The sequence below is a fragment of the Mycobacterium sp. 852002-51163_SCH5372311 genome (genome assembly GCF_001667115.1).
Classification (GTDB): domain Bacteria; phylum Actinomycetota; class Actinomycetes; order Mycobacteriales; family Mycobacteriaceae; genus Mycobacterium.
This window is the reverse complement of the sequence record NZ_LZIJ01000025.1, coordinates 32,395-52,129: the sequence shown is the minus strand read 5'-3', so window position 1 is coordinate 52,129 and position 19,735 is coordinate 32,395. Positions and strand designations below refer to the sequence as shown.

Below are 19,735 nucleotides of genomic sequence, written 5' to 3'. Positions count from 1 at the left end.
TACGCCACAGACCGCGGCTGCACCCACCCCGGCTGCGACGCCCCCGGCTACTACAGCGAAGTCCACCACACCACAGAGTGGGCCGCAGGCGGGCGCACCGACATCGACAACCTCACCTTCGCCTGCACACCCCACCACAAACTCCTCAACACCGGCTGGCAAACCCGAAAACAACCCAACGGCCAAACCCAATGGATCCCACCGCCCCACCTCGACCACGGCCAACCCCGCACCAACACCTACCACCACCCCGAAACAATCCTGCCCAACAGGAACGACGAAGACGACCCGTAGCTCCGCCGCAAGTCAGCAGGACGAGTTACTCGAGTTCGGCCAGCTCGAGCCGGGTATCGCCGTATACCCGCTGGGGCCACACCGACCAACCCGCCGGCCACGTCAACGGCGCGCTGGCCGCGGCGCGCTCCACCACGGCGATGCTGCCCTCGCGGACCCAGCCGTAAGCGCACAGATCGGCCAGCATTGCGTCCACGTCGGCGGTATCGACGTCATATGGCGGATCGGCCAGCACGAGATCTACCGGCGAGGGAGCACCCTGCGCCAGGACGGCGCCCACCACCCCGCGGCGCAGGGTCGCACCGGCCAGACCAAGAACGTCGATGTTGCGGGCGAGGACGGCCGCGCTGCGCGGATCGGATTCCACGAACAGCGCCGTCGCGGCCCCGCGCGACAACGCTTCAAGCCCCAAGGCGCCCGAGCCGGCGTAGAGATCCAGGACCGCCAGACCGGTCAGATCCCGACGTGCGGCGACGATGTTGAACAGCGCCTCGCGCACCCGATCGGTGGTAGGTCTGGTCCCCCGCGAAGGGACCGCGATGCGCCGGCCCCCGGCGACGCCGCCGATGATTCGGGTCAGCTCAGCACCACCAGGAGGTCTCCGCCCTCGACCTGTTCGGTGCTCGATACGGCAACCCGCTCCACCACGCCGTCTTTGGAGGCGGTGATCGGGGCTTCCATCTTCATCGCCTCGATGGTCGCGATGGTCTGGCCGGCCGTCACCTGGTCGCCCTCGGACACCGAAACGGCGACCACACCGGCGAACGGCGCGGCGATGTGTCCGGGATTGCCGCGGTCCGCCTTCTCCGCGGCCGGGACCGCACTGGCGATGCTGCGGTCGCGCACCAACACCGGCCGCAGCTGGCCGTTGATGATGCACATCACCGTGCGCATGCCGCGCTCGTCGGGCTCCGAGATAGCCTCCAGTCCGATCAGCAGCTCCACCCCGCGCTCCAACTTCACCCGATGTTCTTCGCCCTGACGCAGGCCGTAGAAGAACTGGTTGGCCGACAATTGCGAAGTGTCGCCGTAGTTTTCCCGGTGCTCCTCGAATTCTTTTGTCGGGCCGGGGAATAACAGCCGGTTAAGGGTGGCCTGACGCTTTGGCCCAGCCGAGGCCAGCGCGGCCTCGTCGTCCGGCGTCAGCTGCTGGGTCGGCTTGGCGGGCGCGCGGCCGGTCAGCGCCGCCGTACGCAGCGGCTCGGGCCAGCCGCCGGCCGGGTCGCCCAGCTCGCCGCGCAGGAACCCGATCACCGATTCGGGGATGTCGAATCGCCCTGGGTCGGCGGCGAATTCGTCCGCACTCGCACCGGCACCGACCAGTGCCAATGCCAGATCGCCGACCACCTTCGACGACGGGGTGACCTTGATCAGCCTGCCCAGCACCCGGTCGGCACCGGCGTAGGCGTCTTCGATCTCCTCGAACCGGTCCCCCAGCCCCAGGGCAATCGCCTGCTGGCGCAGGTTGGACAACTGGCCACCGGGGATCTCGTGGTGATACACCCGCCCCGTCGGGCCGGGCAGCCCAGACTCGAAGGGAGCGTACACTTTTCGCAGTGCCTCCCAATAGGGTTCCAGCGCGCAGACCGCTTCCAGCGACAGCCCCGTGTCGTAGTCGGTGTGCGCCGCCGCGGCCACGATCGAGCTCAACGCGGGCTGGCTGGTGGTCCCGGCCATCGGTGCCGCGGCACCGTCGACGGCGCTGGCCCCGGCCTGCCAAGCGGCCACGTAGCTGGCCAACTGGCCACCCGGGGTGTCGTGAGTGTGCACATGCACCGGCAGGTCGAAGCGGCTGCGCAGCGCTCCCACCAACCGCTTCGCGGCCGGGGGCCGCAACAGCCCGGCCATGTCCTTGATGCCCAGCACGTGCGCACCGGCGTCCACGATCTGCTCGGCCAGTTTCAGGTAGTAGTCCAGCGTGTAGAGACGCTCCTCCGGGTCGCCCAGGTCACCCGTATAACACATCGCGACTTCTGCTATGGCAGAACCGGTTTCGCGGACCGCGTCGATCGCCGGGCGCATTGCCTCGACATTGTTGAGCGCGTCGAAGATGCGGAAGATGTCGATGCCGGTGGCCGTCGCCTCCTCCACGAACGCCGACGTGACCACCTCCGGATACGGTGTGTAGCCGACGGTGTTGCGGCCCCGCAGCAGCATCTGCAGGCAAATGTTGGGCATGGCTTCGCGCAGTGCTGCCAGGCGCTCCCACGGATCCTCCTTGAGGAAGCGCAGCGCCACGTCGTAGGTCGCGCCGCCCCAACACTCCACCGACAACAGCTGCGGCACCGTGCGGGCGAGATACGGCGCGACCATGATCAGACCGCTGGTGCGGACCCGGGTAGCCAGCAGCGACTGATGGGCGTCGCGGAACGTGGTGTCGGTGACGCCCACCGCCGGCGACTCCAGAAGCCAGCGTGCGAACCCTTCCGGGCCCAGCTCGACCAGCCGCTGCTTGGACCCCGCGGGTGGCGGTACTTCGAGATCGGCCGGATCTAGGAAAGACAGCTTGTCGTGCGGGTACACCTTCGACGGCCGGGCCCCGTGCGGCTGGTTGACCGTGACATCGGCCAGATAGTTGAGGATCTTGGTGCCCCGGTCGGCCGAACCGCGCGCGGTGAGCAGCTGGGGTCGCTCGTCGATGAACGACGTGGTGATGCGGCCGGCCTGGAAGTCCGGGTCGTCCAGAACCGCTTGCAGGAAGGGGATATTCGTCGACACACCGCGGATCCGGAACTCTGCTATGGCCCGGCGCGCCCTGGACACCGCGGTCGGGAAGTCACGACCCCTGCAGGTCAGCTTGACCAGCATGGAGTCGAAGTGCGCGCTGATCTCCGCGCCCAGGTTGGTGCTGCCGTCCAGGCGGATGCCGGCACCGCCGGGAGTGCGCAGGGCGCTGATCCGCCCGGTGTCGGGCCGGAAGCCGTTGGCCGGGTCCTCCGTTGTGATGCGGCACTGCAATGCGGCGCCGTGCGGTGCGATGTTCTCCTGCCGCAGACCCAGGTCGTCGAGCGTCTCGCCGGAGGCGATGCGCAACTGGCTGGAGACCAGGTCGACGTCGGTGATCTCCTCGGTCACGGTGTGTTCCACCTGAATCCGTGGGTTCATCTCGATGAACACGTAGTGGCCGTCTTCGTCGAGCAGGAATTCCACGGTGCCTGCACAGGTGTACCCGATGTGCCGGGCGAAAGCGGCTGCGTCGGAACACATTCTGTCGCGCAGTTTCTCATCCAGGTTCGGTGCGGGTGCCAGTTCGATGACCTTCTGGTGGCGGCGCTGCACGCTGCAGTCACGTTCGTATAGGTGGATGACATTGCCGTGGGTGTCAGCCAGGATCTGCACCTCGATGTGCCGCGGCTTGAGCACCGCCTGCTCGAGATAGACCGTCGGGTCCCCGAATGCGGACTCGGCTTCCCGGCTGGCGGACTCGATCGCGTCAGGCAACGCCTCGATTTCGTTGACGCGGCGCATCCCCCGCCCGCCGCCGCCGGCAACCGCCTTGACGAACAACGGAAAGCGAAGATCCGACGCACGGGCCACCAACTCGTCGACGGAGTCCGACGGGGCCGACGACATCAGTACCGGCAGACCGGCTTCCCGGGCCGCGGCGATCGCCCGGGATTTGTGGCCGGTGAGTCTGAGCACGTCGGCGCTGGGCCCGACGAAGGTGATGCCCGCGGCCGCGCAGGCCGCCGCCAACTCGGGGTTCTCCGACAAGAAGCCGTAGCCGGGGTAGACGGCGTCGGCGCCTGCCCGCAGGGCGGTTTCGACGATCTCGTCGACCGAGAGGTATGCGCGCACGGGGTGACCGGTCTCGCCGATCTGGTAGGACTCGTCGGCCTTGAGGCGGTGCTGCGAATTGCGATCCTCGTAGGCATAGACAGCCACCGTGCCGATGCCCAGCTCGTATGCGGCGCGGAAGGCCCGGATCGCGATCTCCCCCCGATTGGCGACCAGTACTTTGGAGATCATCTGTGGCCCCTCGCCTTCGCCGTCACTGAGCGGACACCCCCTTAGAGAAGTGTCGACCAATAGTTCCAGAACTGCACCATGATCAGCAGGAACACCGCCGTGAACCACAGCGTGGCAATCGACCATCGCCATTGGTAGAACACCCGCGCCACGGTCCCGCCGCGCCGGGCTTCGAGCAGCGGACCCACCACGATGGAGGTGACCACCACCAGCAATGAAATGGTGACCACCCAGACCACCATGCAGTAAGGGCACAACGCCCCGATGCGGTACAGACTCTGGAAGATCAGCCAGTGCACGAAGCCGGTGCCGACCACCGTCCCGGCCAGCAATCCGGCCCAATACCATTGCGGCAGAGCGATTTTCGCTACTGCCAGCACACCGCTGACGAGTACTACGGTGAACGCGACGATACCCAGCAGCGAGTTGGGAAAACCCAGCACCGACGCCTGCGGTGTGATCATCACCGACCCACACGACAGGATCGGGTTCAAGTTGCACGACGGCTTGTACGCCGGGTTGATCAGTATGTCGATCTTTTCCACCGTCAGCGTCGTCGAAGCCACCAGGCCGACCACCCCGGCGAGCAGCACAGCCCATGCGCTGGGCGCGGACACCCGCTCTTCGCGGGCGGCAACTGGTGCCTCGACGGATTTGCCGGGTTCAGCTGCCGCCGCGGCGGTCATGACGCCGCAGGAGCGACGGCCGTGTCAATGCCCGGCACGTCGCCCACGATCCCCTTGATCTTGGCGACCAGGTCCTGCGGTGTGGAACGCGTGTATTCCTCGCCGTTGATTTTGATCACCGGCGTTCCGTCTATACCGACGCGTTTCGCCTCGGCGGCGACCACGTCGACGTACTTGCCGCTGTTGATGCAGTCGGCGACCTTGGAGCCGGGGCCGACGTCGACGCCGGCCTGGCGGGCGCGTTCGATCAGCCACTTGTTGTCCGGGTAGCTGGAGGCCCGCTCTGCGGGCTGCAGGTTGGGGTCGAACAGCTCGGCGTGGAAGACGCGGAACGCATCGACGGACTCGTCGGCCACGCAGCGCGCGGCGGCGCCGGCACGCGACGAATAGTTGTTGTGGGTGCGTGGGTCGTCGAGAATCGCCAGCATGGAGTAGTCGGCCGCGATGGCACCGATGTCGATCAGCTTGCTCACCGTCGGCCCGAACTTGTGCTCGAAATCGGCGCATATCGGGCACAGGAAGTCTTCGTACATGGTCACGACGGCTTTGGGCTCGGTGGTCCCGGGTTTGGTTACCAGCTTGCTCGACGTCACCCGCACCGTGTCGCCCTGGCCGTTGACGGGGGCAGCAGGAGACTTCTTGTCTTGATGCGACGTCACGATGTAGAAGACGAGAACGACCGCGAAGATCACCACTATCGCGGTGCCCCCGATCTGGACCAACCGGCCGAATTTGCCGTCGGGGTTCTTCAGGTCAATTCGCGGGGGACGTTTCGATTTGTCGGCCACAGGTTTGCTGATCCTTCGGTGTCGGCTTGTCCCGGCCGCACTCGGGCGGCGGCGCCTCTAGAGTACCGGCGGCGGCGCTCACACCCGGGTCAGGTGTGCGCGCAGCGCCGAGATCAGCTCGTTCGTCGCCTCCGCGCTGCCGCCGCCGAGCGGAAACAGATTGGCGAAGCCATGCGTCAGCGCACCCAGGTAGCGCAGGTCCACCGCAGTCCCGGCGGCCCGCAGCGCCGCCGCGTAACTCTCGCCCTCGTCGCGCAGGGGGTCGAAACCTGCGACCGCGATCAGCGCTGGCGGCAATCCGGCCAGCGAGTCGGCCAGCAACGGCGAGAACCGCGGGTCTGCCGGATCCAGGTCAGTACCCCGCAGGTATTGGGCGTGAAACCAGTCCATATCCCGTTTGGTCAGTAAGAATCCGGTGGCGAACAGGCTCATCGACCGGGTGTGCGCGTTGAAGTCGGTTCGCGGGTAGATCAACCACTGCAGCACCGGAACGGGCCCACCCTGGGCACCGGCCGCGTCGCGGGCCAGCAGGCACACCACAGCCGCCAGATTGCCGCCCGCACTGTCTCCGCCGACGGCGACCTGGCCCGGAATCGCACCGAGTTCAGCGGCGTGCGCGTGTGCCCACAGAAACGCCGCGTAGGCGTCGTCGACCGCGGCCGGGGCCGGATGCTCGGGTGCCAGCCGGTAGTCGATCGACAGCACGTGCAGGCCGGCATCGCGGCAGGTCAGCCGGCACAGGGCGTCGTGGGTGTCCAAGTCGCCGATCGTCCAGCCCCCGCCGTGGTAGAAGACGAGCAGCGGTGCGGCCGCATCACCGGCCGGACGGTAGTGCCGCGCGGCGATCTCACCGGCAGGGCCCGGTATGGACAACTCGTGCACGTCGACGTGAATCTGGGGGCCCGGAAGTTCGAGGATCGTCTCGCGCATCTGGGCGCGGGAGGCGACGGGGTCGTCGTCGACGGCCAGCCCGTCGATGCCGGCCAGTCGCAGACCCGACAACATCAGCTGCAGCGTGGGATCAAGCGTGTTGCCGTCGATGATCACCGAACGACCGCCTGACAACACCCGCTTTGCCGGGGCCGGAATCCACGGAATCACCTTGACACCGACGGTGGTGACCTTGTTCTGCACCCGGCTTGCCCACCGCAACGGCGCGCTTCTTGCTCCCAGATTGACGTCCGTCGCGCCTGGCAGGCTCTTTGTCATGGCTGATCCCTCGTTCGGTCCCTTGTTCAGTCACCCAGTCTTACTGAACGACAGGAATCGGATACCCACCATCGGGCTCGGGTCGCACCCGCAGACACCGAGCAGGCGGTGGGTGCCGCGCTGCGCGCCGGTTACCGGCATATCGACACCGCGGCCGCCTACCGCGACGAACGGGAGACTGGGCGAGCGATTTGCTGATTCCGGCGTGCCTCGCGACCAACTCTACGTGGTGACGAACCTGGCCAATTCCGGCCACGGCTACGTGTTGCTTAGGTGGCATATCCAACTCGGTAATATCGTGATTCCCAAGTCGGTCCACCCCTCACGGATTGCGAGCAACTTCGACGTGTTCGATTTCGAGCTGAGCGCCAGTCAACTGGCATCGGTCTCTTCTCTCGAAGACGGCACCCGGCTTGACCCCAACCCTCGAACCTTCAATTCCACAGGCAGGTGAGCTGATGGCGGGCGCCGCTAGCACCTCTATCCCATCCATATCGCTGAATGACGACAAGACCATGCCGGTGCTTGGCCTGGGCGTCGCGGAATTGTCCGATGACGAGACCGAACGTGCCGTATCGGCGGCGCTGGAAATCGGCTGCCGCCTGATCGACACCGCGGCCGTCTACGGCAACGAAGCCGCCGTCGGCCGGGCGATAGCGGCCTCCGGGATTCCGCGCGCGGAGCTGTTCGTCACCACCAAGCTGGCCACTGCCGACCAGGGATTCACCAGTGCGCAACAGGCCTGCCAGGCCAGCTTGGAGCGGCTCGGCCTGGATTACGTCGACCTGTACCTGGTGCACTGGCCGGCCCCCTCACTGGGTAACTATGTGGACTCTTTCGGCGGCATGATCCAGAGCCAGGCACACGGCCATGCCCGCTCGATCGGTGTGTCCAACTTCACCGAGGATCACTTGACGACGGTCATCGAACTCACCTTCTTCACGCCGGCGGTCAACCAGGTCGAGTTGCACCCGCTGCTCAACCAGAACGACCTGCGCAAAGCCAATGCACAGCACAACGTGGTGACCCAGTCCTACACACCGCTGGTTCTGGGCAGGCTGATGGACAACCCGACGATCACGTCGATTGCCGGCGAATACGGCAAGTCTCCCGCGCAAGTCCTGCTGCGCTGGAACCTGCAGCTCGGCAACGCGGTCATCTTCCGGTCGGCCAAGCCCGAGCACATTGCCGGCAACCTCGACGTGTTCGACTTCGAACTGAGCGCCGCGCACGTGGAGGCGATCAACGGCCTCAACGACGGCACCCGGTTACGTCCGGATCCGGAGACCTACGAGGGCGCGTAACCGCCTCGGCTTACCCGGCCGGGCAGGTGGCGGCGGCCTGACGTAGCACGTCGGCCGAAGCCTGTTCCACCGGCAACTGGTAGCCGCGCAACACCGCGATGAACTGAATGGCGTACTGGCACGCGAACGCGGTGTTCGGCGGCATCCAGTGGGCCGGCGGCGAATCGCCCTTGTCCTGGTTGGCCTGGCCCTGCACGGCCAACAGGTTGGCCGGGTCGTTGGCGAAACGCAGTCGCTGCGGCCCCGGCCAGGCGAATGCGCCCATGTCCCAGGCATACGCGAGCGGCACGATGTGGTCGATCTGCACCGATTCGCCGACCTTGGCGCCGCGCTGAAACACCACTGTGGTGTTGGTGTACGGGTCGTGCAAGATGCCGGTGGCGACCGCGTCGGGGCACCGCTTGGTGATCACGTACGTCTTGTCGACGAGATCGCGGTTGAGGATGTCGTCGCGGGTGTCGCAGCCGTTGTGGCCGCCCGGGGCGTCGTTGTCGTCGTCCCAGGCGTCGCCGTAGGCCGCCCTGCGGTAGTCGTAGCGATGCAGCCGCTGGGGTAACACGGCGATTCCGGCCAGCACGTCGGTCCCGGGCTGCACCGTCGGGACGTCGGCGCGCGCGGCGAACTCCTTGTGGTGCCTCGCCGCCGATCCCACCGTCTGGTAGGCCACAATCAGCGCGAGCACCGCGAGAGCCGACAACCACAGCAGCAATTTGCGGTTCACCAGGTGCCTCATGCCTTGTCCAGATATTCGACGCGGTCAGGTCTTTCGAAACGGGCTGCCAGGACGGCCAATCCGGGATGCGCAGCCGCGTCTTCATAAGCCGCGGTGCAGATGTCGCGGGCGGTCTCGAGGACGACCTGGTGCTCGGAGAGCGAGAGCAGCCGCAACGTGATCCCCCTACCGGACTGAATGCGGCCCAGCACATCACCTTCCCGGCGCTGTTTGAGGTCCAGGTCAGCCAGCGCGAAGCCGTCCATGGTGTCGGCCACGGCGCACAACCGCCGGCCCGCGGGCGACCCCGGCGAGACCCAGCTGGCCAGCAGACATAGGCTCGCGTGCTCACCCCGGCCGATACGCCCGCGCAGCTGGTGCAGCTGGCTGATCCCGAACCGGTCTGCGTCCATCACCAACATGACCGTCGCATTGGGAACGTCGACACCTACCTCGATCACGGTGGTGCACACCAGCACATCGATCTCGCCGCTACGGAATGCCGCCATCGCCGTGTCCTTCTCGTCGGCGGACAACCTGCCGTGCATGAGGCCCAGGCGCAAGTCTGCGAGCTCACCGGAACTCAACCGGGCGAACAGACCCTCGGCGGTCTCCGAAGGCCGCAAGCCGGGCTGGCCAGGCTCGTCCGTCTCGTCGATGCGGGGCGTCACCACGTAGGCCTGGCGTCCGGCCGCGACCTCCTCTTTGATGCGCTGCCAGGCCCGGTCCAGCCACGCGGGTTTGTCCTTGACGAAGATCGTGTTGGTGGTGATCGGTTGGCGTCCGCGCGGAAGTTCGCGCAGCGTCGAGGTTTCCAGGTCGCCGTAGACGGTAAGCGCCACCGTGCGCGGTATCGGGGTAGCCGTCATCACCAGCAGGTGCGGCGTGAGGCCCGCAGGAGCCTTGGCACGCAGTCGGTCTCGCTGCTCTACACCGAACCGGTGTTGCTCGTCGACGACGACCATGCCCAAGTTGTGGAATTCGACCGAGTGCTGTAACAGCGCGTGCGTGCCGACCACGATGTCGATCTGACCGGCGGCAATTTCGGCTCGCAGGTACTTCTTCTCCCCTGTCGTCATCGAGCCGCTGAGCACTGCCACCCGGGCGGCATTTTCGGGCCCGTCCAGCTGGCCTCCCAACGCCAACGGGCCGAGCACGTCGGAGATGGACCGGAGATGCTGTGCCGCAAGAACTTCCGTCGGCGCCAGCAGCGCACACTGGTAGCCCGCATCGACCAACTGCAGCATCGCCAGTACCGCGACGATCGTCTTGCCGGAACCGACCTCGCCTTGCAGCAGGCGGTTCATCGGACGCGTCGCCGCGAGCTCGTCGGACAGCACGCCCAGCACTTCGCGCTGCCCGGCCGTCAGCTCGAATGGCAACCGCTGCAACAGTTCCGCCATCAGACCGTCGGGGCGCGGCGGTGCCTCCGGTCCGGATTCGGACAGCTCGCCGTGCCGGCGGGCAACCAGTGCCCATTGCAGGGCGACGGCCTCGTCGAAAGTCAGTCGTTCACGGGCGCGCCGGCGCGCCGCGTCGCTCTCGGCGAGATGGATGGCGCGCAACGCCTCGTCTTCGGGCATCAGGCAATACCGGTCGCGCACGTCCGCGGGCAGTGGATCGTCGACCGGGTCGAGGACGTCGAGCACCTGGCGCACGCAGTTGAAGATGTCCCAGCTCTGCACTTTGGTGCTGGCCGGGTAGATGGGAAAGAAACGGCGTTCGAAGTCTTCTACGGCGAACTCACCGCTGGCTCTTTCCGAGGCGACGGCAATGCTTTTCAACGACTTGGTGCCGCGATGCTTTCCGTCCGGCGAGTCGAGGATGAGGAATGCGGGGTGGGTCAGCTGCATGACGCCGTGGTAAAAACCCACTTCTCCGGAGAGCAGCACCTTGGTGTCTTTGGTGAGGTCTTTGCTGAGGAACTTCGCATTGAAGAACGTTGCGGTCACCTTGTTGCGGCCGGAGCCAAGGGTGATGCGGTGACACGTTCTCTTCGGGGTCTTCTTCGTCAGGAACGTGTTCGTTTCGGTGATCGTGTCGACGATGGTGATGTGCTCACCGGCTTCCGGTTGCTCGTCTTCGGCGTCTCGCACCGCCGCGCCCACCACGTAACTGCGCGGGTAGTGGCGCAACAGGTCGTCGACGGTTCGGATGCCGAATTCCTCGTCGAGTTGCTGGGCATTTTTTCCGCCGAGGACGTAGTCCAGCCGGTCGCTCAGTGCCACCACGGCTACTCGACCCCGATCAGTAGCGCGTCGCCGCGATGGCCGGTGCGGTAGGTCAGCAGCTCGGTCCCGGGATGCTTGTCGTGCACGTGCTTCTGCAGAGCGTCGGCGATATCGTCGGTCGCGTCCTCCTGGATGGCGTCGCCGATCAGCACCGTGGCCAGCTCGCCGCCCGACGCCAGCAGCAGGTCGAGCAGACCGGCTGCCGCCGCCGCGACGTCGGCAGCCACGATCAGCACCTCGTCGCCGGCAATGCCCAGGCCGTCGCCTGGCTGACAGCTGCCGGCCCAGGTCAGGGCCGTCTCGGTCGCGATGCGCACCGAGCCGTGCCGGGCAGCCCCCGCCGCGCGGGCCATGGTGTAGCCGTCGTCGACGGCCTGCCGGTCCGGTTCGTGTACCGCCAGCGCGGCCAGCCCCTGCACCATCGACCCGGTCGGTATCGGAACAACGTCGACACCCCAGCCGATGGCCGCGGTGCAGCCGGCAACCAGCTCGCCCGCCGCCACATAACCGTTGGGCAGCACCATGACCTGTGCGGCGCCGGTGTCCACCACGGCCCGGACCAGCCGGTGGGCGCTGATGTCGGTGGTCGGGTCGACGGCCTCCGAACTCGGTTGCAGCACGCAGGCGCCCTCGTCGGCGAACAATTGCGCGGCGCCGTCACCGTCGACGACGGCCAGCACCGCCCGTTCCCGCGTCCAGCCGCCCGCGGGCAGGCCGGTGCCGCCGGAAAGGGCCGAAATCACGATGCGGCTCAGCTGCCCGGCGGCCAATCCGGCTTCGACGGCCGCACCTGCGTCGTCGGTATGCACGTGTACCGAATAGCTGCCGCCGGAAGTCTGTGAAGAAGAAGCGGCGGCGGCAATGGCCACCGATTCGCCCAGCTCCGCCAGCCGGTCCCGCAGCGCGTCGGCTGCCTCGGCGCCGCAGCCGCCCAGCAGGTACATGACCTCGAACTGCGGCGCGGGTCGCTTGGCGGTTTGCGCGGGCTGCATGCGCGGCGACGGCTCGTACACCTCGCGGGCAGGCGCCTGACCGGTGAGCGTCGTGCGCAGCGCGTCCAGCAGGACCAGCAGGCCGCGTCCTCCGGCGTCGACGGCACCGGCGTCGGCGAGCACGTCGAGCTGCTCGGGGGTCTTTTCCAACGCGACGACCGCGGCGTCGCCGGCGGCAGTGACCGCGCGCGCGAGGCTCTCAGCGCCGCCCGCGCACTCCTCGACGGCCCCCGCTGCGGCGCGTAACACCGAGACGATGGTCCCCTGGACCTCATCCCCGCCCATCGAGGCGATGACCAGGTCGACTCCGCGTCGCAACGCGGCCCCGAACAGGGCGGCGTCGATTTCGGGCAGTTCACCGTCGCGGTCGGCGGCCGCTGCCGCGGCGACGTCGGAAATGCCGCGCAGGATCTGGGACAGGATGACCCCGGAGTTCCCCCGGGCGCCGTTGAGCGCGCCGGTCGACAGAGCCGCGGCGACCCGGGCGACGTCGCCGGGAACACCCGCCGATGCGTTGGCCTCCGCGAGTGCGGAACGCATGGTGAACAGCATGTTGGCGCCGGTGTCGGCATCGGCGACCGGGTAGACGTTGAGCCGGTTGATCTCGTCGATATGGGTGATCAGGTCGCTGACGGCGGTGTGCGCCCAGTCCCGCAGGGCGGACGCGTTCAGGGGACGATCGTGTTCGGCGCAAGTGCCCACCGCTGACCCTCCTCCCTGCGCGCCGGCCCCGTGCGTTGAGCCTAGCCAGCGGCGGTGACAGCACAGCTCATGACGCAGCCGCCGCGGTGCAGCGTTTTGGCGGTTGCCGCCGACCCCGGCTATCCTGGGACGGCCCGGCCGGTCCGGGTTGGTTGCCGGACGCCCAAGACACCGGAAAGACACCGGATCCCAGAAGGTTTGAGGAGCTCAGAATGGCCGCTGTGTGCGATATCTGCGGGAAAGGCCCCGGCTTCGGCAAGTCGGTGTCGCACTCCCACCGCCGCACCAGCCGCCGGTGGGACCCCAACGTTCAGACCGTGCACGTGGTGACACGTCCCGGCGGCAACAAGAAGCGGCTCAACGTGTGCACCTCCTGCATCAAGGCCGGCAAGGTCGTCCGCGGCTGAACACCGCGCTAGTGGCGTGACCGTCGACGCCCGGCACTCAACCGCGACACTGCAAACACGCACACGACGCGCCGGAGCGAGCGTACGTAGTTTCAGTCTCGGAACGTGAGGTTGCTTCGGTCAGCCCCTTGCCGTGCCGGCGCCGACGAGACAGCCACCGAATCGCCAGGCTGCGCGTGGCCAGACGGTCTCGACCGACGCTTCACCGTCACCTTCCGCGGCCACCAGAACCATCGGCCGAGCAGCGCCACGATGGACGGGACCACCAGCGCCCGCACCACCAGGGTGTCCATCAACAGGCCGACGGCAATGGTGGTGCCCACCTGCGCGATGCTGAGCACACTGCTGGCGAGGAGTGCCAGCATGGTGATCCCGAAGACGATGCCCGCGGTGGTGACCACGCCACCGGTCCCGCCGAAGGCCCGGATGATCCCCGTCTTGAGGCCCGCTGCCGCTTCGTGCTTGATCCGTAAGGCCAGCAGCAGGTTGTAATCCGCGCCGACGGCAATCAACGCGATGAAGGCGATGGGCGCGACGGCCCAATGCAGCGGTTGGTGCAGCAGGTACTGCCAGATCAGCACACTGGCACCCAGCGCCGATGCATACGACGCGACGACCGTGCCGACGACCACCAGCCCCGCGACCGGGCTGCGCAGCATCGTCATGACGATCAGGAAGATCAGCACCAGCGCGGCCCCCACCAGCAGCGCCGTGTCGCGGCCGACGGATCGCTGCAAGTCGGCGGTCGCGGGCCCGACGCCGGCCAGGTCGATTCCCGTCGGGGTCAGCGTGCCCTCCTTGGTGGCCTCTTTGATCGCGGTGCGCACCTGCTCTGCCCGGGTGGCGCCGTCGCTGCCCCACTCGTCGCCGTCGCCGTAGACCAGTAGATAGGTGGCACGGCCGTCCGCGGAGACGAGTTTGCGCAGGACCTCGGTGTAGCGCGGATCGGACAGCGCTCGCTGCGGCAGGTAGAAGCCCGACGCCGCGCTGCCCTGGAACTGGGTGTCGATCTCGCTGAGGTAGTCGGTCAGCTGCCGCAGCTGTGGCCCGATCGCATCACTCAGCCCGAGCAAGTCGTGGGTGGCCGAACGTGCTTGCGCCAGTGCGTTGTTCATCGATGCCACGGCTTGCGGCATGCCCGCCAGCGCCTGGGCGGCGGTGTTCGACCCACCGGTCAGCTTGGCGGCGCCGTCGCCGAGGCGCGTCGAGGTCTGCAGCAGGCCGTCGACAGGTTCCAGTATCCGGTTGACGGTCGCGCACAACGGATTAGCGGCGCAGTCCGGGGTGCGCGCGACGAAGTCGCGCAGTGGGTCCAGATAGCTCGATACCGTGGTGGCAGACCGTTGGACTCCTTCGAGTCCGGCGCGCATATCGGTTGCGGCCCCGGACATCTCGGCCAGGCCCGCGCTGCCGCCGCGCAGTCCGCCGCCGAGCTGGCTCACCGCCGACTGGGTTTGCGCCAGCGCGTCGTCCAGCTCGGAAACCCGGCGCAGCCGCTGGGTCAACGAGTCCACCGCCTCGTTGAACTGACGGCCGACCGTCCCGGCCTGATAGCTCAGCGTCGCCTGCTCGGGCACCTTGCCGTCGGGACGGCTGGCCGATTGCACCATCCGTACCCCCGGTACGGCCATGATCTGACGGGTGATCCGCTCGATGGCGATCAGCCCGGCCGGGCTGCGCAGGTCATGGTCGGCCTGAATGGTGACGACGTCGGGTAATAACCAGTTGGCCGCGAAATGCCGATCGGTGGCCGCGTAGCCACGACTGGATTCGGCGTCAGCAGGAGTGGCGGCCGGCTCATTCCAGCCGACCCGAAGGCTCACGAGTGGTAGCGCCACCAACACGATCACAGCGCCGGCGGAGGTCAGGATCGGCCCGGGCCAGCGCGCCACCGCGGCTCCGACGCGCCGCCAGCGCCGCGCCGTCTTCGACGGCCGTGGTTCGAGCAGTTCGCGACGCACCGCCAAGGCCATCAGCGCGGGCGTGAGCGTCAGGGATGCCACCATTGTCGCGAGAATCCCTACCGCACAGGGTATTCCGGCACTGCGAAACATGCCCACCTCGGCGAAGCTCAGGCATGCCAGCGCCACCGACACGGTCAGCGCCGACCCGACGATTACCGGAGCGACCGCACGGTAGGCGTCGGTCAGCGCCTGCGCTGGCGCCACACCACCGCGCCGGCCCTCCTGATAGCGGCCGACGAGAAAGATCGCGTAGTCGGTGCCGGCGCCCAATGTCATGGCAGCCATCAATGCCACCGAGAACAGCGACACCTCCACAGTGCCGGACAACCCAAGGGCCGCAACGATCCAGCGAGCAACCGCCAGCGCCAGACCGACCGATATCAGTGGGATCGCCGCAGCGATCGGTGACCGATACACCACCAGCAGCAGCACCAAAATGAGGGCGATGGTTGCCGCGGTGATCGACAGCATCTGCCGGTCGATGGCGGCGAATTCGTCCACGATCGTGGCGCCGGGGCCCGTAACGTGAGCGTGCAGGCCCGCCGGTGGCGACAGGGCGGCGACGGTATTGCGCACGGAGTCCACCGAATCGCGCGCCCGGGAGGTGCCGAGCATTCCGGCGAGCCGAACCATGACGCTGACCGCATGCCCGTCGCGGCTTTGCGCGCCCGCGGCGGTCGCGGGTTGTGACCACAGGTCCGTCACCGAATACACGTGCCGGTGATCGGATTCCAGTGCCGCCGTCAACGCGTCGTAGAACTTGCGGTCCTGTGCCGTCAGCGGCGCATTCCGTTCCAGCACCACGAAAATGAAGTTGTTACTGGGGGTTTGCCCGAACAGCTCGGCGGCACGGGTGGCGGCGACCGAGCTGGGCGCGTGGGCGGGCATGAAGGAGCGCGAGTGCGACTCGACGACCCGCTCCAATTGCGGCACAGCCAGATTGCCGACTGCCGCCGCCAGCACCCAGAGACCGACCACCAAAATCGCGTATCGCCTTGCCTTCTGGTCACGCAACGGTCTGCCGATCGCTCAACGATCCGTCGAAGAGATCCACGACCCGGTGCTCACCTCGGGCCAGCATGCGCAGCCGCAGCGAGCGTCGGGAAGCGATGCCCAACAATGCGTGCAGTCCAGGGTTGGCAGCGGCCAGCTCGGCTCTGGCCTCTTCGGCCGTAAGACCGTCGTAGTCCGCCTGATCCAGCTTCGCGTACAGCATCATCAGCCAGCGCTGCCGCAGTGAGAGCAGCAGCCCCTCCTCACCGCCGAATAGCCGGGAGACTTCGGATCCCTTGTCGGCCAGGTCAAGTGCCGCCTCCGGGTCAGTCTCGGCGGCCTGGATCAATTCGGCCATGAAGGCCATGCGCTCGTGCAGCAGTTTCCATGTCATAACCGGAAACGTTAGGAATGTGGGCCGCTGCCGCGCGTCGTGCCGGGGTTCGGTCTTTGGCTCCTACCACGGTATGAGGCCGAACCGCCGGGAGGCATACCCGAGGATGATGTGCCGGCCGCCGGGCTCTTTTACGATTGGACGATGTTGCGTTCCGTCACGGGCTTCGTGCGGGAGAGGTTGCGTCAGCGGGGAGAGTTGATACCCGCCGGCATCACCTGGCCGTTCGTGATCGTCACCGACGGGCTTTTGCTGTTCGCCGGGGCGATCGCGGTGCTGCAACGGCCCGCGGCCGATCTGGCCGGCGTCCTGGTGGCGTCCGTGATAGCCCTCGCGCCGCTTTTGGCGTTCTTCTTTTTCAACATGAAATTCCGCCCGGCGCTGATGTGGTTCGCCTGGTCGGCGGCCACGGCGGTGATGCTGTTTGCCACGTCGACGCCGATTCGTGCCGATTTCGCGCCGGCCCTGCTGGTGTTGATGGTCGGCCTCGTAGGAACGTTGACCTCCGGTGTCGGTGGCTTCCTGGCCGCCCTGTCGTCGGCCGCGCTGCTACTCACCGCGTCCGCGCTGCATCGCCTGGATGTGGTGGCGCTGTATCTGTTGTTCGTCGTCGGCGGCTGGCTGATCGGCTATCTCATGCACACTCAGCGGGTGCTGTTGGCGCAACAGATCAAGGCGCAGGAGGTGTTGGCCGAGCACGCCGCGGCCGACGAACGACGGCGTATCGCCCGCGAAGTGCACGACGTCATCGCCCACTCGCTTTCGGTCACGCTGCTGCACGTCACCGGCGCACGCCGCGCGCTGCAGCAGGATCGCGACGTCGACGACGCGATCGAGGCACTCGAGCAGGCCGAGCGGCTTGGCCGGCAGGCGATGGCCGACATCCGGCGCACCGTCGGTCTGCTCGACACGGGGCCGCACGGCACCAAGAAAGCCGCGCCCGCCCCTGAGCCCGGCATCGATGACATCGGCGTGCTCGTCGAGGATTTCGAGCGGGCGGGGGTGGCCGTCACGCTGCGCATCGACGGCCCGACCAGCCGCGTGTCGGCCGCGGTCGGCCTTGCCCTGTATCGCATCACCCAGGAATCGCTGGCCAACATCGCCAAGCATGCACCTGACTCCAGATCATCTGTGGTGCTTGATATTTCAGCTGCATCAGCCAAACTGGCCGTCAACACCCGGCTGCCTGCCGCGGTTGCGGCCGCCGACACTGAGGGGCGCGGACTGCGCGGCATGCGTCAGCGCGTCGAGTTGCTCGGCGGAGCCATCGAGGCCGGCCCGAGTCCGGACGGGTGGTCGGTGAACGCCGAGATACCGCTCGAGGACGGCAGCCCCGGATGGCGACCGTGGTGGTGTCACCAGTCGTGAGCTTCAATGTCCCTGAAACACCGGAAGTTGCGGTGCTGCTCGTCGACGACCAGGATCTGGTGCGCTCCGGACTGCGCCGAATCCTGCGCCGCAAAGACGGTTTCACCATCGTCGCCGAATGCGCCGACGGCGACGAAGTACCCGCGGCGGTCGCCGAGCACCAGCCCGATGTCGTGGTGATGGACCTGCGGATGCGACGGGTCGACGGCATCGAGGCGACGCGCCGGCTGGGCGGGGTGCCGCCGGTGCTGGCGCTGACGACATTCAACGAGGACGAGCTGCTCTCCGGAGCACTGCGGGCCGGGGCGGCGGGCTTTGTGCTCAAGGACTCTTCCGCGGAGGAGCTGATCCGCGCCGTGCGGGCCGTCGCCAGAGGGGACAGTTATCTGGACCCCGCGGTCACCTCCCGCGTGCTCAGCACGTACCGCAAAGCGGCCCCTGGGCCCTTGGATAAGCACCGGAACGACCTCGCCGAGCTCACCGCGCGCGAACTCGACGTGCTCACTTTGATCGGAAAAGGCTTCTCCAACAACGAGATTGCGGACGAACTGTGCATCTCGGGCGTCACCGTCAAAAGCCACATCGGCCGGATCTTCGGCAAGCTCGGCCTGCGCGACCGCGCCGCGGCGATCGTCTATGCCTACGACAACGGCATCGTCGCCCCGCGCTGATTCCTCGCGAGCAGACGCAGAGTCGCACAAAAATTGCCCTGCGCGTGCGATTTTGCGTCTGCTCGGCACCAATTCAGGGCAGTCGCCAGTCGATCGGGTCGGCGCCCATCCCCGTGAGCAATTCGTTGGCACGGCTGAACGGACGCGAGCCGAAGAACCCCCGCGAAGCCGACAGCGGTGAGGGGTGCGGCGACTCGATGGCCACGCACTTGCCCGCGGCCAGCATGGGCTTCAGGGTCGACGCGTCGCGCCCCCACAGGATCGCCACCATCGGTTGTGAGCGCGCTGCCAGTGCCCGGATTGCGCACTCGGTGACCGCTTCCCAGCCCTTGCCACGATGCGACGCCGGATTGCTGGGGCGCACCGTGAGCACCCTGTTCAGCAGCAGCACACCGCGCTGCGCCCAGGGCGTCAGGTCGCCGCACGAGGGCTGAGGGTGGCCGAGGTCGGCGGTGTACTCGTCGAAGATGTTGGCCAGACTGCGGGGCAACGGCTTCACGTCGGGCGCCACCGAAAAGCTGAGGCCCACAGCATGTCCCGGCGTCGGATAGGGGTCCTGCCCGACGATCAGTACGCGCACTTGGTCGAAGGGGAAAGTGAAGGCGCGCAAGACGTTCGGGCCGGCGGGCAGGTACCTGCGCCCGGCCGCGAGCTCGTCGCGCAGGAACCTTCCCATCTGAGCGACCTGCTCGGCGGCGGGTTCCAGCGCGGCGGCCCAGCCGGCCTCGACCAGTTCGCTCAGCGGGCGCGCGGTCACTGCAGGCCTTTGGCGAGCACCACCACTGTGTCCGCGCCAGCGTGCCGATCCTTCGAGATCTCCTGGTACTCCGGCGATCGCGCCCACCCGTAGAACGCGGCCTCGTCGGGAAACGACATCACCACCACCTTCTCGCGGTCCCACTCCCCCTCGACGACCTGCGGCGACTCGTCGGCGGCCAGCAGTGTTCCCGGGTGACGACGGAACACCTCCATGAACCTGGCCTGGTATCGGTCGTAGGCCGCCCGGTCGGTGAACCTCAACTGGGCGATCGCATAGACGGTCACGGGGCCA

At 67.3% G+C, this 19,735-nt stretch carries 17 protein-coding genes and 1 pseudogene; 6 read left to right on the top strand and 12 right to left on the bottom strand.

Going from position 1 to position 19,735, the window contains the following annotated elements; all coding sequences use genetic code 11:
* On the top strand, window positions 1-294 hold a 294-nt coding region (locus A5791_RS03680; RefSeq protein ID WP_197504590.1), incomplete at its 5' end, for an HNH endonuclease signature motif containing protein.
* Between the two features lie 25 nt (window positions 295-319).
* Here A5791_RS03680 and rsmD read toward each other — a convergent pair.
* From rsmD to A5791_RS03655, 5 genes are all read right to left on the bottom strand, one after another.
* A complete protein-coding gene (gene rsmD / locus A5791_RS03675; RefSeq protein WP_082966716.1) occupies window positions 320-874 on the bottom strand; it encodes a 16S rRNA (guanine(966)-N(2))-methyltransferase RsmD in 555 nt (184 codons plus the stop codon).
* Window positions 871-4,263 carry a pyruvate carboxylase gene (locus tag A5791_RS03670; RefSeq protein WP_067231224.1) on the bottom strand — a complete coding sequence of 1,131 codons (3,393 nt, stop codon included), beginning with the start codon at window positions 4,261-4,263 and terminating at the stop codon, window positions 871-873. Before A5791_RS03670 ends, rsmD begins: the two co-directional genes overlap by 4 nt.
* Window positions 4,264-4,304: 41 nt before the next feature.
* The gene (locus A5791_RS03665; protein WP_067231221.1) at window positions 4,305-4,949 is read right to left on the bottom strand and encodes a vitamin K epoxide reductase family protein; all 645 of its coding nucleotides are present in this window, start codon (window positions 4,947-4,949) and stop codon (window positions 4,305-4,307) included.
* Entirely contained in the window at window positions 4,946-5,737 is a 792-nt protein-coding gene (locus tag A5791_RS03660) for a DsbA family protein (protein ID WP_067231218.1), read from the bottom strand. The genes A5791_RS03665 and A5791_RS03660 overlap by 4 nt, the downstream gene beginning before the upstream one ends.
* A gap of 78 nt (window positions 5,738-5,815) precedes the next feature.
* Window positions 5,816-6,946, bottom strand: a complete 1,131-nt coding sequence (locus A5791_RS03655; protein ID WP_067231214.1) for an alpha/beta hydrolase — start codon at window positions 6,944-6,946, stop codon at window positions 5,816-5,818.
* Here A5791_RS03655 and A5791_RS25760 point away from each other — a divergent pair.
* Window positions 6,945-7,400, top strand: a pseudogene (locus A5791_RS25760) (aldo/keto reductase). The gene A5791_RS03655 and the pseudogene A5791_RS25760 sit on opposite strands and share 2 nt — an antisense overlap.
* A 4-nt stretch (window positions 7,401-7,404) precedes the next feature.
* The gene (locus A5791_RS03645; protein WP_067231206.1) at window positions 7,405-8,250 is read left to right on the top strand and encodes an aldo/keto reductase; all 846 of its coding nucleotides are present in this window, start codon (window positions 7,405-7,407) and stop codon (window positions 8,248-8,250) included.
* 10 nt (window positions 8,251-8,260) lie between these two features.
* Here A5791_RS03645 and A5791_RS03640 read toward each other — a convergent pair whose 3' ends face one another.
* The 3 genes from A5791_RS03640 to A5791_RS03630 are packed head-to-tail and all read right to left on the bottom strand — an operon-like array spanning window position 8,261 to window position 12,857.
* Window positions 8,261-8,971, bottom strand: a complete 711-nt coding sequence (locus tag A5791_RS03640; RefSeq protein WP_067231248.1) for an HNH endonuclease family protein — start codon at window positions 8,969-8,971, stop codon at window positions 8,261-8,263.
* A gap of 8 nt (window positions 8,972-8,979) precedes the next feature.
* A complete protein-coding gene (gene recG / locus A5791_RS03635; RefSeq protein ID WP_067231201.1) occupies window positions 8,980-11,193 on the bottom strand; it encodes an ATP-dependent DNA helicase RecG in 2,214 nt (737 codons plus the stop codon).
* A gap of 2 nt (window positions 11,194-11,195) precedes the next feature.
* Window positions 11,196-12,857 carry a DAK2 domain-containing protein gene (locus A5791_RS03630; protein WP_197504591.1) on the bottom strand — a complete coding sequence of 554 codons (1,662 nt, stop codon included), beginning with the start codon at window positions 12,855-12,857 and terminating at the stop codon, window positions 11,196-11,198.
* Between the two features lie 242 nt (window positions 12,858-13,099).
* On the opposite strand from A5791_RS03630, the gene rpmB reads away from it, so the two are divergent.
* Window positions 13,100-13,294, top strand: a complete 195-nt coding sequence (rpmB, locus tag A5791_RS03625; protein ID WP_066930307.1) for a 50S ribosomal protein L28 — start codon at window positions 13,100-13,102, stop codon at window positions 13,292-13,294.
* Between the two features lie 92 nt (window positions 13,295-13,386).
* On the opposite strand, the gene A5791_RS03620 is transcribed toward rpmB, so the two are convergent.
* Together A5791_RS03620 and A5791_RS03615 are read right to left on the bottom strand one after the other, a co-directional pair.
* Window positions 13,387-16,272: an RND family transporter gene (locus A5791_RS03620; protein WP_231995792.1), complete on the bottom strand. Its 2,886-nt coding sequence runs from the start codon at window positions 16,270-16,272 to the stop codon at window positions 13,387-13,389.
* Window positions 16,265-16,645, bottom strand: coding sequence for a hypothetical protein (locus tag A5791_RS03615; protein WP_067231191.1), 381 nt, complete (start codon window positions 16,643-16,645; stop codon window positions 16,265-16,267). Before A5791_RS03615 ends, A5791_RS03620 begins: the two co-directional genes overlap by 8 nt.
* A 144-nt stretch (window positions 16,646-16,789) precedes the next feature.
* On the opposite strand from A5791_RS03615, the gene A5791_RS03610 reads away from it, so the two are divergent.
* Both A5791_RS03610 and A5791_RS03605 read left to right on the top strand, forming a co-directional pair.
* Entirely contained in the window at window positions 16,790-18,013 is a 1,224-nt protein-coding gene (locus A5791_RS03610) for a sensor histidine kinase (protein WP_067231244.1), read from the top strand.
* A complete protein-coding gene (locus tag A5791_RS03605) occupies window positions 18,010-18,684 on the top strand; it encodes a response regulator transcription factor (RefSeq protein ID WP_231995791.1) in 675 nt (224 codons plus the stop codon). Before A5791_RS03610 ends, A5791_RS03605 begins: the two co-directional genes overlap by 4 nt.
* Window positions 18,685-18,757: 73 nt before the next feature.
* Here A5791_RS03605 and A5791_RS03600 read toward each other — a convergent pair whose 3' ends face one another.
* On the bottom strand, window positions 18,758-19,441 hold the full coding sequence (locus A5791_RS03600; RefSeq protein WP_067231183.1) for a uracil-DNA glycosylase: 684 nt from the start codon (window positions 19,439-19,441) through the stop codon (window positions 18,758-18,760).
* A complete protein-coding gene (locus A5791_RS03595) occupies window positions 19,438-19,728 on the bottom strand; it encodes a DUF1330 domain-containing protein (RefSeq protein ID WP_067231179.1) in 291 nt (96 codons plus the stop codon). Before A5791_RS03595 ends, A5791_RS03600 begins: the two co-directional genes overlap by 4 nt.
* Window positions 19,729-19,735 lie beyond the last annotated feature (7 nt).